This is a genomic window from Pelotomaculum propionicicum (assembly GCF_048984525.1).
In the GTDB taxonomy this organism is placed as follows: domain Bacteria; phylum Bacillota; class Desulfotomaculia; order Desulfotomaculales; family Pelotomaculaceae; genus Syntrophopropionicum; species Syntrophopropionicum propionicicum_A.
On the sequence record NZ_JBMGJC010000017.1, the window covers coordinates 34,152 to 48,523 of the forward strand.

At 43.0% G+C, this 14,372-nt stretch carries 19 protein-coding genes; 1 reads left to right on the forward strand and 18 read right to left on the reverse strand.

From position 1 onward, the window contains the following. Positions 1 to 122: 122 nt before the first annotated feature. Complete coding sequence (locus ACOBQJ_RS15775; RefSeq protein ID WP_421072731.1) at positions 123 to 1,520, reverse strand: MFS transporter; 1,398 nt, start codon at positions 1,518 to 1,520, stop codon at positions 123 to 125. A gap of 240 nt (positions 1,521 to 1,760) precedes the next feature. Here ACOBQJ_RS15775 and ACOBQJ_RS15780 point away from each other — a divergent pair, with 240 nt between their 5' ends. Continuing rightward, positions 1,761 to 2,228 carry a DUF4912 domain-containing protein gene (locus ACOBQJ_RS15780; protein ID WP_421072732.1) on the forward strand — a complete coding sequence of 156 codons (468 nt, stop codon included), beginning with the start codon at positions 1,761 to 1,763 and terminating at the stop codon, positions 2,226 to 2,228. 70 nt (positions 2,229 to 2,298) lie between these two features. Here ACOBQJ_RS15780 and ACOBQJ_RS15785 read toward each other — a convergent pair whose 3' ends face one another. The 17 genes from ACOBQJ_RS15785 to ACOBQJ_RS15865 form a co-directional block, all read right to left on the reverse strand. Then, positions 2,299 to 2,610 (reverse strand): YciI family protein, encoded by a 312-nt coding sequence (locus ACOBQJ_RS15785; protein WP_421072733.1) that lies wholly within the window; start codon positions 2,608 to 2,610, stop codon positions 2,299 to 2,301. A gap of 18 nt (positions 2,611 to 2,628) precedes the next feature. Beyond that, complete coding sequence (locus tag ACOBQJ_RS15790) at positions 2,629 to 3,492, reverse strand: DUF6544 family protein (protein ID WP_421072734.1); 864 nt, start codon at positions 3,490 to 3,492, stop codon at positions 2,629 to 2,631. A gap of 62 nt (positions 3,493 to 3,554) precedes the next feature. Next, positions 3,555 to 4,253 carry a methyltransferase family protein gene (locus ACOBQJ_RS15795; protein ID WP_421072735.1) on the reverse strand — a complete coding sequence of 233 codons (699 nt, stop codon included), beginning with the start codon at positions 4,251 to 4,253 and terminating at the stop codon, positions 3,555 to 3,557. A gap of 65 nt (positions 4,254 to 4,318) precedes the next feature. Beyond that, positions 4,319 to 4,714, reverse strand: a complete 396-nt coding sequence (locus ACOBQJ_RS15800; protein ID WP_421072736.1) for a hypothetical protein — start codon at positions 4,712 to 4,714, stop codon at positions 4,319 to 4,321. Positions 4,715 to 4,733: 19 nt separating this feature from the next. Further along, entirely contained in the window at positions 4,734 to 5,363 is a 630-nt protein-coding gene (locus ACOBQJ_RS15805; RefSeq protein WP_421072737.1) for a type 1 glutamine amidotransferase family protein, read from the reverse strand. Between the two features lie 203 nt (positions 5,364 to 5,566). After that, positions 5,567 to 6,631: a 6-hydroxycyclohex-1-ene-1-carbonyl-CoA dehydrogenase gene (gene had, locus ACOBQJ_RS15810; protein ID WP_421072738.1), complete on the reverse strand. Its 1,065-nt coding sequence runs from the start codon at positions 6,629 to 6,631 to the stop codon at positions 5,567 to 5,569. A gap of 60 nt (positions 6,632 to 6,691) precedes the next feature. Further along, complete coding sequence (locus ACOBQJ_RS15815; protein WP_421072739.1) at positions 6,692 to 7,441, reverse strand: DUF975 family protein; 750 nt, start codon at positions 7,439 to 7,441, stop codon at positions 6,692 to 6,694. A gap of 14 nt (positions 7,442 to 7,455) precedes the next feature. Beyond that, entirely contained in the window at positions 7,456 to 7,863 is a 408-nt protein-coding gene (locus tag ACOBQJ_RS15820; RefSeq protein ID WP_421072740.1) for a DUF5655 domain-containing protein, read from the reverse strand. Between the two features lie 39 nt (positions 7,864 to 7,902). Next, positions 7,903 to 8,469: a DUF3795 domain-containing protein gene (locus ACOBQJ_RS15825; protein ID WP_421072741.1), complete on the reverse strand. Its 567-nt coding sequence runs from the start codon at positions 8,467 to 8,469 to the stop codon at positions 7,903 to 7,905. A 19-nt stretch (positions 8,470 to 8,488) separates the two neighbouring features. Further along, entirely contained in the window at positions 8,489 to 8,896 is a 408-nt protein-coding gene (locus ACOBQJ_RS15830) for a hypothetical protein (protein ID WP_421072742.1), read from the reverse strand. 61 nt (positions 8,897 to 8,957) lie between these two features. Beyond that, positions 8,958 to 9,536, reverse strand: coding sequence for a GNAT family N-acetyltransferase (locus ACOBQJ_RS15835; protein WP_421072743.1), 579 nt, complete (start codon positions 9,534 to 9,536; stop codon positions 8,958 to 8,960). Between the two features lie 26 nt (positions 9,537 to 9,562). Beyond that, positions 9,563 to 9,727 carry a hypothetical protein gene (locus ACOBQJ_RS15840; protein ID WP_421072744.1) on the reverse strand — a complete coding sequence of 55 codons (165 nt, stop codon included), beginning with the start codon at positions 9,725 to 9,727 and terminating at the stop codon, positions 9,563 to 9,565. A 248-nt stretch (positions 9,728 to 9,975) separates the two neighbouring features. Then, positions 9,976 to 10,701 (reverse strand): NAD(P)-dependent oxidoreductase, encoded by a 726-nt coding sequence (locus ACOBQJ_RS15845; protein WP_421072745.1) that lies wholly within the window; start codon positions 10,699 to 10,701, stop codon positions 9,976 to 9,978. 333 nt (positions 10,702 to 11,034) lie between these two features. Beyond that, a complete protein-coding gene (locus ACOBQJ_RS15850) occupies positions 11,035 to 11,790 on the reverse strand; it encodes an AAA family ATPase (protein ID WP_421072746.1) in 756 nt (251 codons plus the stop codon). A gap of 126 nt (positions 11,791 to 11,916) precedes the next feature. After that, the gene (locus ACOBQJ_RS15855) at positions 11,917 to 12,264 is read right to left on the reverse strand and encodes a cupin domain-containing protein (protein WP_421072747.1); all 348 of its coding nucleotides are present in this window, start codon (positions 12,262 to 12,264) and stop codon (positions 11,917 to 11,919) included. 98 nt (positions 12,265 to 12,362) lie between these two features. Then, positions 12,363 to 12,980: a hypothetical protein gene (locus ACOBQJ_RS15860; RefSeq protein WP_421072748.1), complete on the reverse strand. Its 618-nt coding sequence runs from the start codon at positions 12,978 to 12,980 to the stop codon at positions 12,363 to 12,365. Positions 12,981 to 13,053: 73 nt separating this feature from the next. Beyond that, positions 13,054 to 14,061, reverse strand: a complete 1,008-nt coding sequence (locus tag ACOBQJ_RS15865) for a glycerophosphodiester phosphodiesterase family protein (RefSeq protein WP_421072749.1) — start codon at positions 14,059 to 14,061, stop codon at positions 13,054 to 13,056. Positions 14,062 to 14,372: the final 311 nt, after the last annotated feature.

Consider the following 14,372-nt stretch of genomic DNA (forward strand, 5'->3'; position numbering starts at 1 on the left):
ATAATAATAATTCTTAGATATATGACAAAATCCTACCGGATTTCGCCGCTCTCCTGCAATTTTTGTCAAAACAAAAAGCGCCGGTATAATCCGGCGCTGTCTCTCAGTCTATATATATTCCCTTATTTCCCCGCCTGTTTTGCTCCCCTTTCCATATTACCCCTGGCCAGCGAGGCAAAAACACCGCCGACGCAGGTAACAGCGAAAACGATAAACGCCACGTTTGAACTCCTTTGCAGCTGGTCCGCGACCGCCGGGCCCAGTTGAGCGCTGCCGACATAGAGGTCTATGATCATAGTGGCGACAGCCACGCTGACGGCCTGGCCGACCAGCCTCATAGTGCCGCTGGTGGAGGACGCCACGCCGTAAAACCTCTTATCTACCGAGCCCATTATAGCGTTCATATTAGGAGAGGAAAACAGCGCGAAGCCGGTACCCAGCACCATCAGGTTGCCCACAATCAGCCAGACGGGGGTCTCTTTAACCACAAAGCTTAATAAAAAGAGCCCCAGGGCAGATAACGCCATACCTATGGAAGATACTATCCTGGGCTGCACGCGGTCGGAAAGCGTACCGGCGAAGGGTGAGAGCAGGGCCATCATCACGGGCTGGGCCAGCAGGATCATGCCGGCTGTGGACGAGCTGTACCCTATAACCACCTGCAGCACGAGAGAGAGAACGAATGTTACAGCAAAGGTCGCGCTGTAGTTGATCAGCGCCGCCAGGTTGGACATGGCGAAGGTGACATTGCGGCTGAAGAGCTTTAAATCTATGAGAGGAGACTTTGATTTCATTTCATGCCAGACAAACAGGACTAATAAAACCAGGCCGGCAAGCAGGATATATTTGGCTGTACCCGAGGTGGCGATTGATGAAAACGCGTAAAGGAAAGCAACCAGGCCGGACATATAAAGGACGGATCCTGTTGTGTCAAAGCTTTCGCCCCTGGCCCCGGCCCATTCTCCCTTAATTCTGGTGGCAAAAACAAAAGCGGCAAGACCTATTACAGCATTAAGAAAAAAGATGGACTGCCATCCCAGGTGCTGGTTCATCGCCCCGCCCAGGACAGGCCCCAAAGACAGGCCGGTGTAAACCGTGGCTACGTTGAAACCCAGGACCCTGCCCCTTTCCTGAGGGGGATAGACCGAGGTCAGTATGGCCATGCCGGTGCCAAACGTCATGGCGGAACCAACACCCTGCAGGAGCCTCAAGCCGATCAGCGCCTGGATAGACCAGGCCAGCCCGCAAAGCAACGAGGAAATTGAAAAGATTAACACTCCTAAAATGAACACCTTTTTCCTTCCCACAATATCTGCCAGCCTGCCGAACGGCAGCAGGAAAGCGGCTGATGACAGGAGGTAACTGCTGACCACCCAGCTGAGCAGCAGGGCACTGCTGTCAAACTCCCGCCCGATCGTTGGTATAGCCAGGTTTACGGCGCTGCCCATGAAAGGAGTAGTAAAAGACGCCACCAATACAGTGATTAAGGCATATTTTTTTATTAACGGGTCCTGGTTCATTGGTTTACCTCCGGCTTCAATTTTGCTTTGATCTCTTAGCCTTTTTGCCCAAGGGTTGATAGATAAACTCTGGCATATACTAATTTCTTTAAAGATCAAGTATCTCCTTTTTCATATTTGAACATTTGTATAAAGCCAATGCTGTTTATGTATAAAGATAATAAATGTTTAATAATTCTGAAATATAATCTTAATATATATGGATTATATTTAATATGTTGGCAATCTTTATGCTGCAGTGTGGATTATTCTGACAGAAAGGTTAAGGTGATAAAGATGACGCCGATCACTTTGCCTTCAAATTATAATGACAACACACTTGTCTTGATGGTGCAGACACCACGCACACTATATGTATACTGGGACCTCTCACCCAGCCAGCGGGAAGCCCTGGCAAAGAAAAAAGAACTGCAGCTGAGGTTGAATGTTGTTAACCGGGGGGTATACCGCACATTTGACATAAAACATTTCTGGGACAGCTTTTACATCACGGGTGTGGAGCCGGGGCTCGATTATTACTGCGATATAAGCGTTAAAGAAGAAGATGATGAATATTACCCGGTTATTTATTCAAACACTTCTTCAACCCCGCAGGAACATCCGGGCGCCGAAGTAACGGCAGGCTCAAATTTTTGGGGAGCCGGGGATTACAATACCAGCAACGGGTCTTGGATCAGTTACAGCTCCGGCACGTTCTACAATAAATAGCGCTATTAATTAAGGGGTCAGGTTAATCAGCCTGGCCCCTTCTAAAATTTGTTTTTATTTCCTCCAACGCTCACATATTATTCCCCGGCAGAGTGGCCAGCATCGGGCACATCTCCAGCTTTAGCAGCCCCGATTTGACCGCCGGGTCTTCTGCGGCCAGGGATTGGGCCATGCCATCACTCTCCGCTTCGATGATTCCCAGCCCGTATGCACCTTTTGGATCAAGCACCGGCCCGTATATGAGGGCGATGCCCCGGCCAGCCATATCGCCCCAATAAGCAACGTGATGCTTCATTATACCCGCCTCTTCCCCGTTCATATCCTGTTGAAAGGTAGGCCTGGGCGGAATAAGCCTGATCACAAAATGTTTTTTCGCTGACAAAAATATAATCCCTCCCCCTTACTGGTATAATTGCGGTTTATTATAATCTATATCAGTAATTTCAACCTGTAACCAATGAAAATCCCCTGTCTCCAGCTTCCATATCACATCCGTTTTGGAAGAAATCCTGAAGCCGTTAAATTCATTATATCCCTTCACGACGCCTCCCCACGGGTTAAGGACATACTGCCCGTTTACTTCCCAGTATCGCTTGGCGAAAAAGCTGACAACATCACCATTGTCGTCAAATGTGTATACGCCTGAGCTGGTCACACCGTTATAGCTCATTGTCGCCCGAGCTGAATTAGCGTCTATATCTTCCCATTTAATGTAGTCGTTTAACGCTGCCGTTGGGAACCAGGCTATTTCAGCGAGGTATCTGAGCAGCGTGTTTTGGTCCATTTCACTGCTGCCTCCAGCATTCACCACGGGCAATATCGAGAGCACTTTAATATTCATTTCCCCGTGGCCCTGGAAATACCTGTCCCTGCCGGTAAAGTACAGGAGCGGATTCATTTTGACTTTTGCTTTCCATACAAATCCCGGCTGGTCCACGTTAAAGTATTGTTCAGCTTCAAAAGGCATCCAGGGCTGGTCCTCTGTGAGCCTCAATAACCCCTTTTGTTTCAGGCGGACCGTCCTGATTTTTTCCTTGCCGACCACCTGGGTACGTTCCAGCCATTTTTGCACACAGGGCGGCAGCCCGGCTAAATCCGCTTCTGTTATAATCTCTTTTTTGTCCTCCGGGCTGCTGCCAAACAGCTCTTCGACCTCTTTTTCCACCTGCCGCTCCAACAGGCTGTTTGCCACAGCCGAGGCCACAAAAACCAGGATTAATAAAACAACAAGAATACTAAAAATTATTAATACGATCTTTGGCATGTCAAACCTCCATGGGTGAACGGGATGTTCTTTTTGTCTCCTTTGAGAATCTCGGGACTACACTACCAGATATAGGGCAGCAGCCTGTATCTGACTTTCTTCTGATAGTCCTCATATCCTTCCAGTTCATTGACCAGCATTTTTTCTTCCCCTACTATCCTGCCCGCTAAAAGTAAGAGCATGGCCAATCCAATTATAATACCATACATTGAACCAAGCAGCATCGGCGTTCCGATGAAAAGCAGTATTCCGCCGAGATACATGGGATGCCGCACAAACCCGTAAACACCGGTAGAAATCACCCGCTGCCTGCGCTCGTCCTGTATCCTCACCAGAGCCGAGACGAAGGTGTTTTCGGCATAAGAACGGTAAAATAAGAAGAATGAGAATAACAGCGCGGTAAATCCCAGGGCTTTAATCCAGAGCGGAAAATAGGCGCTCCATCCGTATCGCTTGGCATCCAGCGGCATGATCACAATCCAGGCGATAAAACCTATCAGAAGGCCCAATACAACGTACCTGTCCCAACCCCTCTGGTTGCCGGTTCCCGGTTTTCTGTACCTTTCAGCGAGCAAATCCGGATCGTGGCGGTACAGATGGATGATAGTCGCAAAACAAAGAACAGTGAACCAGATGCTGAAGATCCAGCCTTCCGGCCAGAGCCAGTCTCCTGAAAGGGAAAGCAGCAGCGTCGGGAACAGCAGGATGTAAATCATTGTGAAAACAATTTTACCCGGCGTAAAGCTGTTATTAACTGTCATGTCCTCTCCTCCTGCCGCTATTATCCCCACAAAAATCGCAGGAGAAACTGGCTGGTTTAATAAACTTATTTTAGTTTCTTCCCCGCGATAACGGCAAATTCGGGAGAACCGGGATCGCATTCCCGGCCGGAGACATCAGAATATGCTTTTTCAACTACAAGGTTATTTTCTTCAAACTCCCCTGTAACGTTAATACCCTTTTGTGCTAACCTGTTCGTATAAAGCCCCGGCCCGCAACCTAAATCCAATAAATCAGAGCTGGAATTCAAATTAAAATAATCCACAATCCATGAAACTGACTGTTCAATAAAATTCATACTTCTCGAAGAAGCGTCAACTGATTCATCAAGATGAAACTCCAGCATTTTTTTTGAAGTATGCCCGTCAGTCCACAAATCTTCCGCAGTGTAATATTGAAAGGGTTCTGGTTTTGCGTTAATTTTGCATAATTCATTGAACATATATTAGACTCCTGAAATGCTAATTTTGGATGGACTCCATAAGCGCGAAAAAATACTTTGCCTCATGGGTTAAATACAATTTGTACCACGACTCGAGTGTCTGCGGCAAAAAGACGTCAAGCTTTTTGAGAACCTGATAGGCGAACTCCAGCGGCGCGACTCCCGGGGCGGTTATAAGGTCCCCGTCGGTCAAGGCAGGCTCCTGGCGATAAAAAGCTTCACCGGCATAATTTGGGCAGATTGATTTTAAGAAATTCAAATCGTTACTGGTATGATACCGGTTATCCAAGACGCCTGCCTGGGCCAGGGCCATTGTTGCGCCGCAAATGGCGGCAACAGTGACACCGGCATCAAGGCATTCTTTTGCTTTCTCCAGCACCGGGGCATGGACCGGTTCCAGCCATGTATCACCACCAGGCATAAGTAATAATGCCGCATCATCTATGTCCAGTGAATCCGGGGTGATATCAGGCTTGATGCGCACGCCCCCCATGGTGGTAACCGGCTCACCGGTCAGACCCACTGTTTTTACTGTGCATTTTGTGGCCCCTTTCCTGAAATAGCGCCCGGAATGCAGCTCGGCTATTATATAACCGGCCTCCCAGTCAGCCATGGTGTCGAGTACGTAGAGATAAACAGTTTTATTCATTGCAAACACCTCACTATAGTTTTATTCACAGTTTTACTTCGTTATATATTACAGGCATTCTATATCTCCATTTTTCCCATTGTTCATTATCTCAACCCGCCTGGTAGACTCCCATCAGGCATGCCGAATCTACACTGCCGTCGTAGTGTTTAACTCCTTTTCTTTTTTTCGCCTCCCGGAATGGTGTCTTACAGTCCGCGCATTTACATATCAGGGATTAGCACAATCCTCTGCATCAAGCCCCCCTGGTGCGCTTCTTCGTAAGCTTCTTTGATCAGACTCATCGGCATGGTCCTTATAAACGGCTCGACCTGAATTATGCCGCCGAGCACCATGTTTAAAACATCAGGGTAGTACCTTGGCAGGCAGGCCCAGGTGCCGATTATTTCAGCTTCCAGGGTCATCAACCGGGATAAGGAGAACTCATTTTTATGGTTCCCGGAACCCGCCACCACTAATTTGCCGATGAAAGGCAACAGTTCCAATGCTATTTCCTGCCCCGCCACGGTGCCTGTCCATTCGAAAATTTTCCATCCATAGTGTGAAGGCAATCCCTTGCTCCTGCAGTAGGAGAAGAACTCGTCGCGTACATCTCTGGCTGTCTTATTGCTGCTGCTGATAACATGGGTTGCGCCAAATTTCAGAGCCCTCTGCAGCTTATCCTGATTGCGGGCGATGCCAACAACCTCTTTAGCGCCCATGGCCGCACACATCTGTGTAGCATAAACGCCTGCACCCCCGGTAGCCCCGACGACGATTACCATGTCTCCCGGTATCACGTCAGCTCTTTTGGCCGCCTGGTAGGTAGAAGCAACGGCGTCGGCAACTACAGCGAGGTGAGAAAGTGCTATTCCCCTCTTTTCATCAATATAGCACAGGTCTGCCGAAGGCACGACAATGTGGCTGGAGTTGCCACCGTAGATACCCATACTGTAACCTGGTATTTTTGCCGCCAGGCATCGGTTTCCCCTACCGGAACTGCATATGGGGCAGTCGTTGCATGGCATAGCGGGAGGTATGATGACCTCTTTGCCAATAAGTGCGGCATCGCCGTCGACAATAGTACCGCTGATTTCATGCCCCAATGTCCGCGGCGTCATCGCAAGCGTCGGCACTACACCATAGAATACATTATGGTCCATGCTGCAGATACCGCAGCCTGCTATTTCAACAAGCACCTCGCCCGGCTTGAGCTGGGGAACGTCAATCGTCGCTCTCTCCATCCTCCCGGTTGCAACCATCTGCCAGGTCTCAATTTTGCTTGGCATCTTAATTATTAGACCCACTCCTTCATTATCAACCAAAATCCAGGACATTAATTTAGTTGATTAAGATGGTTCAATCAACAACTCGTCATGACTGCACAGTCCTCGTTCTATAGCATTTTTACGCAGGGCCAGGTACAATTCGGCCTGGGTGGCGTTGACATATGGCAGGACAAAAAACACCCCGATAAAAAACGCCAGCAACCCCAGCAGAAACCAACCGATAAATGAAAGATCCAGAACAAACATATTGAACTTATGGCCGTTCGTCATTTGCTCACTCAGATTCAACGCCCTTTTATACCCGATGTTCGGGTTGTCAGCCAAAATAAAAGGGACCATCCGGAAGGCGTATAATTTTACAATACCCGGGATGATCAGCAGCAGGTACCACAGGAAATTAATTACGGCCCGCCACAGCATGGCTTTTACAATATCCATGTACCTCGTTTTATCAAAGGAAAAACCCAGGTGATTTAAATCAGCGCTGTTTTGGGCCGCGTGTATAAAATAGCGCCTCCCGCCAACTTCAAGCGGGTAGCCAACAAAAACACGCAGTGCAAATACAGCTAAAATTATGACAATGACGATTATTATGAAGCCTATAATATACAGGATATGGGACATATCGATAACCGGCGCTGCAAAAACATTATCAAAGCCGCGGTAATCTCCCCTGCCGGACCTGTAGCTATATGACGGACCGCCGTTGCCTCCGACGATTGCAATAATAATACTTACCAGGAAGGCTTTCCAGTAAGTAGTCCGCAAACTTTCCCAGGCTCTTGACTTAAGAAGTTTTCTTGTCCACATTATTTAGTCCCCCGTTACGTATTGTTCCGGCTTTTCGATTTCCTGCTCAGGCTGAAATAATAGGCCTCACGGAGCCAACCTCGCACATCCTCATCAAGTTCAGCTTCGTTTTCAATTATAACATGGTGCGTCCAGCGGCCGGGATAAGGTTCAACCGCCTGCGCGATCCGGACATGTTCAATGTGTCTCCCCAGTCCGAAAGTGAGGACAATGCTGTTTTTAGGACGCTTTTTATCCCATGGCCGGGGAAGCCACACCCAGGCGAACTTGGTCTCAGTCCCGAAGGATATCTGGCTTTTTGTCGCTTCCATGGTTACAGGGCCTATGGATTCTATGTATCTCCGGACAGCCTGGAACAACGCCAGTGCCTCCGCCCGGCCCACAAACAAATCTTCAACTGTCCTATTGCCAGGTGTCTTCATCACTGCTGCTCCATGTTTTATCGTAAATGTATATTTAAATTAAAGTTCACTTTTTTTACGCAGTCTGAGATAATATCCTTCCTGTTTGGCAGTCTCGTCTAATATTGCGTGCAGAACTTTAGATTTACTTTTAATATCAAAACCATATGAATTTTCTTTAGCTCTTATTAATGCTTGTTTTAATTCTTCAACTTTCATAACAGTTACTGCAATACAATAATAACTTTTTGAACGACCTTCATTAAAATTACTTAACATATCCCTAAGTATTTCTTCTCTTATGTTCTGTAGTTTTTTATATTCTTCAAAGCCGTTTTCCTGGATGCAATTGATATCTTCCTCAAGCTTTTGGTAGCATTTAAATGAATCAAATTTTCCTCCCGCTTCCCGGTGTTTCCTCCATTTTTCACAATTTATACTATCTTTACATTCCCAACAAAATTCAATCTCTTTTTTCTTAATAGCGCAAGTAATAAAAGGGCAACCAAGAGTCATACGTGATTCGCTTTTACATCCTTCACATCTGCTATTACTATCCGTATGATACATTGGACATAATTGACACGAAAGGCCACATATGCCCATTTCCGGATATTTAATTCTCATGACTAATTACCCCTTTATTTCAAGAGTGAATTTTGTCTTTCTTTCTTATTCCTAATATTATCAGACCAACAAAAATAATTATTGCTGCTGAATCTATTAGTGTGTTTTTGATTCCACCAAAGTCTTTTAGCAGCGTGCTCCCGAAAATAATTCCCCAACGAGCAAGTATAATAATTGCTACCATCCAAGCAGTAAATTTTACATTAGCTGAATCTTTATAAAATGCCATTACCAAAAATGCTATACCAAAAATTAAATTTTCAACTGTAATGATATGCCATACATAGAAAATTGTAGTTTTCATGGTTATCTCAAAATTTGTCGCATCAATTAAAGATAAAACAGTAGTATGTCCGTTCAATGCGTGTGTAAATGAGAAAAGAATTGAAAGAATTCCAACAATTAGAAAGTAGATATTAACCTTCATTTTGTGTCCTCCAAATAGTTATTTTATCAACCTATTGCAAAGAATCAAAAAGTTGGTAGTGTCAACCTTTATTTATTTTTTTTCGAACTATGTAATAATTGGCAAATTCCTTATGCAAGAAAAATCCTGCCTTCAAATACATGGATAGAGGCCCATGATAGTGTTGGGCACTTGTTAGTTCTCCCTTCCTTGGATATGCTTCTACATACTCATATCCCTTATCTGCATAATCACTGCAGACTTCTTTAAGTAATTGGCTTGCTATACCCTTCTTTCTATATTCTGGTGCAATAACAAAACAAACAATTGAGCAGATTTTTTTCCCCGCTTCATCAAACACCTCATGATTTGATACAAGCCTCGTATAGTTTATCTTATCGTTTGCGTTGCACCAACCTACAGGCTCTCCATTATGGTAAGCCAAATATCCTTTCATTTTACCCTCTTGGATTAAATTAATGGAGGATAGCCGATTACTTTCCCCCGTCCTCTGGTTAAATTCCTCATCACTTCTTTCATAATGATAGAAATAACAATAACACCCAGCCCACTCTTTATTATCCGTAAACGCTGCATCATCAAAAAAACGAATAAAATCGTCAGTGAGTCCCCTTGTTAGTGGACAGACTTTTACTTCCATCTCTAGACCTCCCTAGTTACTGTGCATTATCCTACTACTACGATGAAATATCTTTTTTGTCCGCGCCAGGACAGCGCGGCCTTGTCGGATGGCCACTGGTCGGCGAGATCAAGGGAAAGCGGACCACTATGAAGACAGCGCCACAGTATGAATTCATCTCTCATCGGTTCAATTATGACGTCTTCAACCACGATACGCCCCTCCTAATCTTAATAATCTTGGCGGCTAGGACGGCCGCTATGCCGCATGGTGACTAACGTCCCGTGAATTCCCGAAGTCTGGTTATTACATTCATATACTCTTAGATTTTGGTAATGCGGCTGTTATGTGCAGTGCATATAGGATGCTGCAGACAACTTTGGGATATATCTTTTTCTTGCCATTTGTTATCTTGATTATTGCGAATCGTTATTAGGCTGAAGCGATTATTAGGCTAAACTCACAGTTTTACTACGTTATATATTACAGGCATTCTATATCTCCATTTTTCCCATTGTTCATTATCACAAAGTAGGCTCATGATGAAATTCCCAACATTTATCCTACTTGTTCTTCCTGAATTGAAAACAGGACTCCTTAACAGAGAATTGTGAACTGTATAATATGTTACTTCTTCTTCATTAGCCAGTGTATCAGGCCTCACAATAACCCATTCAATATCCTGGTCATTCTTCCCAATAAAATGTTTCACGTAATTCACTGCTTGCTCGTTGTCTTTTTGTGGCGGCAAAAGGAACCTCATTATTGCTATGGCAATCATCTCAGCACTTGTAAATTTCTCCTGCTCATCAACATCTAAGCATGCTGTTGTGTTCATCAGGATCAATTTGGTTACTTTTTTTGTTTCTTTCAACTTTATTGATTCATGTATTTTTTTAATTGCGTCAGTTACTAACCTATGAGGCTTTCCCCATATTCCAGCAAATGTAATATTATGCCCCAGACAAGATACAACGGCATCAACATCATACAAAACTGCTGATAGCTTTGTAATTTCCATATCAAGTATACTATCTGTAATGATTTCAAGGTTTTCCTGGTTCCCTAACGACTTCAGCTTTTCGGTATTCCTTACAATAGTTTTAACATTTACGCTATTCTTAAGTAGTTGTTTCACAACATGGTAACCAGTTGCTCCATTTCCACCAAGTACAAGAACGTTCATATTTCCTCCTTATTACATCTCTATACCACTCGAGTTACAATACTCGATATAATTTTCCTCAGAGGGTTCCGGGTATATACGACGTTGAATGAGGCCGGATAAGCAAAGCATAGCTTTGCAGGCTGAACCCAAAGTGCTGAAGTTGGAGGCAAAGCCGACCTAGGCGCAGGGCCCTGAGCGTATATACGCTGTTATACGAAGTGGCGGCGTACTTCATTTTTTATATTTTTTTTACAATATAAAAAACATATCCATAATACTGTTTGTATTTTGAATACAACTCCTCTTCAGTCGGCCACGCACGGCCGACCCTTGAATTGTAATCGTCCAATATTATTCCAATAAAATACTCAACATCTTCTCTCTATTATTCAAAAAAGAACTCATAACTTGATAATGTTCTGTTTCTTCGTAGCTTACTTTTTCAAATCCTTCTCTAATTTGGTATAACAACGCATCAGGATATGCCATTACTATTGGTGAATGTGTAGCTATAATAAACTGAGACCCCTCGCAGACTAATTCATGCATTCTTGAAAGCATAGACATTTGGCGCGAGGGTGATAGTGCTGCTTCGGGTTCATCCAAAATGTATATTCCCTCACCGCTGAATTTATTTAAAAATACAGCGAAAAAAGATTCCCCGTGTGATTGTTCGTGTAACGAACGACCACCATAAGATTCAATTAAAGGAGGTCCGAAAGACATCTCTCGATCCAAGTCATCAATATTTGAAGCAAAATTATAGAAACTTTCTGCCCTGAAGAAAAAGCCATTTCGAGGTTTTTTTGTTCCTTTAACAACTCTCATAAAATTATTTAAGTCTGAATGGGTAGCTCTGGAAGTAAAATTGAAATTCTTGGTTCCCCCTTCAGCATTGAATCCATATGCGACAGCTATTGATTCTAAAATCGTTGACTTTCCGGAACCGTTTTCTCCGATGATAAATGTAACTTTTGGATGAAATGATAATGACTGTAGGTCTCTTATTGCAGGCAAATTGAACGGATATTCCGAAAACGATGGTACATTATCTCTATCTAATTCTATATATCTAATGTACTGTTCAAGATTACTTAGTTTCATCATTTAATCTCCATAAAATATAAAACTACAAAGCTTTTCTTATTCAATCCGAGACACTATGTCGCGGCCGTGCGTTCGGTTTAGATAACGGTTTGCGTTCCCGCCGCGATATAATACAATAACAAATTCTTATTCAGAATAAGAGCCGCCAGTATTATTTATTGTCAGGGTTCCATTCTTTTCAATCAATAAAACTTTGACAAGAGAATTGACTATCGGACGATGCTTTATGCCTTTCGGGACAATTATAAAATCTCCTTCTGATAAATCAGTGACACTGTCCTCAAATTCAATTTGCATTTCTCCTTCAATCACATAAAACATTTCATCTGAATCAGTATGAATATGAAAATCAAGAGTTCTATTTTTGACTTGTAATACATTTAACATATGATCGTTAAGCTGCCCAACTTTGACATATGTATAAAGTTCAGTTAGGCTATTTACAGACTCTTTAAGATTTACTTTTCTTTGCATATTCTCCACCCCATAAATAAAAGAATCCATCAGACCAAAAAGCTTAATTTTTATATACATTTGTAATTATATTTAAATTTCACCTTTAATTAACAAGTTCACTTCGTTATAATCATATACTCACTATCGCCAATAATTTTGGCTAAATCTCCAAAGTGAAGACAAAACAATTCATGTCGTCCATCCAGGAATAGCCTTTCACATTCATGTTGAGGCAATTGTCTAAATTCTTCAGGATTAATGAATGGCGGTTGTATTAATGTAACATTTGGTGTTCTTAATAAAATGAAATTCAATAGTTTATCTGAAGGAGGTCTTGTATTTGAATTTACAAAACGGTATTCATGGTCTATTCCTGTTACTGCCCAGTCCGGGTCAAGAAATGCAGCATCTATCTCCGGTAGTAATTTAATAACTTCCTTTGATAATACGTCGTTATTAATGAAAGTTATCTTATTATCTATTCCGGCAATTTGTGCATTCTTTTTAGCATCATTTAATCGAAGCCCATCAATATCTACTGTATATACATGTTTTGCATATTTTGCTAATGAAATGGTGCTAAATCCACCACCCGTGCATGTTTCTAAAACTACACGATTTATCATTCTTCGAGCTAAATGATCTGTGAAACGAATATCAATTCCCATTAAAAAGGTTATTTCATCAGCTATATAATATGCCCCAAACTTGCTATAAATTTTTTCTGTATCCATAATTTTCTCCTTATTTCTATTTAAATTGTCTCGCAGCTAACAACTTGTACTATTGTTTTAACTTACTTCCATTTTAAGTACTATAATATACTTGGATGCTCGGAAGTACTCCATAAACCAATTTAACCTTATCAATTCTTTCAGTCCAGACATAACCATTATATCCTTGAGGAAGCTTCTTCAAATCCTCCAGGCTGTCGAAACCCTCTGACCAGTCGCCATTACCATTAACGACGATAACTCTCGTGTTTACTGATTCCATCCGTTGAATAAACCTTTCCGGCCAACCCCATAAAAACCTTGCATATTTCAACGGCAGATGAAACTCGGTATTATGAACGGCTTCCGGTATATATCCCGTCCACCCGATAGCCTCGTAAGTCAAAAATGCTTTAATCATGATATCCTTATTCATTGCTCTGAGTTCAGGATACTGACCTTTTAAATACTCAATAGCTTTATTAGATCCATAAACGGTAATTTTAGCAAGCCTTTCTTTGCTCATTTTACTCAGATAAGACCACAATACTTTGCCTGTTTCTGCCGTATCTGTTTTGATGTGGATAAGAAAATCCTTGTCGGGAAATTCATTAAAAACTTCTTCTATTGATGGCATCAAGCCGACCCCCTGGCCTCTGAACGGATAGGTTTTACCTCCGTCCGCCGTGTAGCCGTAGCCGACATCCAGAAGCTTTAATTCATCCATTGTATAATCTGCTATTTCGCCTGTGCCGTCGGTACGGTACTCCAGGGGATAGTCATGAAAACAAGCAAGTTTACCGTCTTTTGTAAGTTGAATATCAAATTCAACAACATCAGCACCGTATGCAAAGGCTACCCGCATTGATTCCAAGGTATTTTCAAGATAGGGATACTCTGGCTCGTAAATAATGGCAGACGTATTCGTGTTCCACTCAACCTTTGAAATATCAAAATTTTGAGCAAGCCCCCTATGAGCTAGAAATTTCATTTCACCTGATGATTGGGTAAAAAGAGAGGTATTGTTTGCCCACATGTAGATAATCAATATAGCTAGTATTGAAAAAATCCAAACTCCTCTTCTCTTCTTATTCTTTTTCATAAATTCCCTCAAATTTTTAATTTGCTACCGCAGGACGCGGCGGCTTTGCCTTATCTCTCCGATAACGTGCCCGGTATTACCGTAGCGTCCTAACTACATTCATCTATGCAAAGTTACGGTAATACGTGTTAAATGAAGTTGGTCGCCCCCATATTCAGAAGTCGCCATGGACGGCGACTCCTTACTATAATGCTCCCAAGGAGTGAGACACAGGACTAGAAAAATAAGTTACAATGGGAGCATGAACAAACGTAATCATTATTCAGCCGGCTTTAAAACCCAGGTGGTTCTGGAGGTCCTCCGGGAAGAAG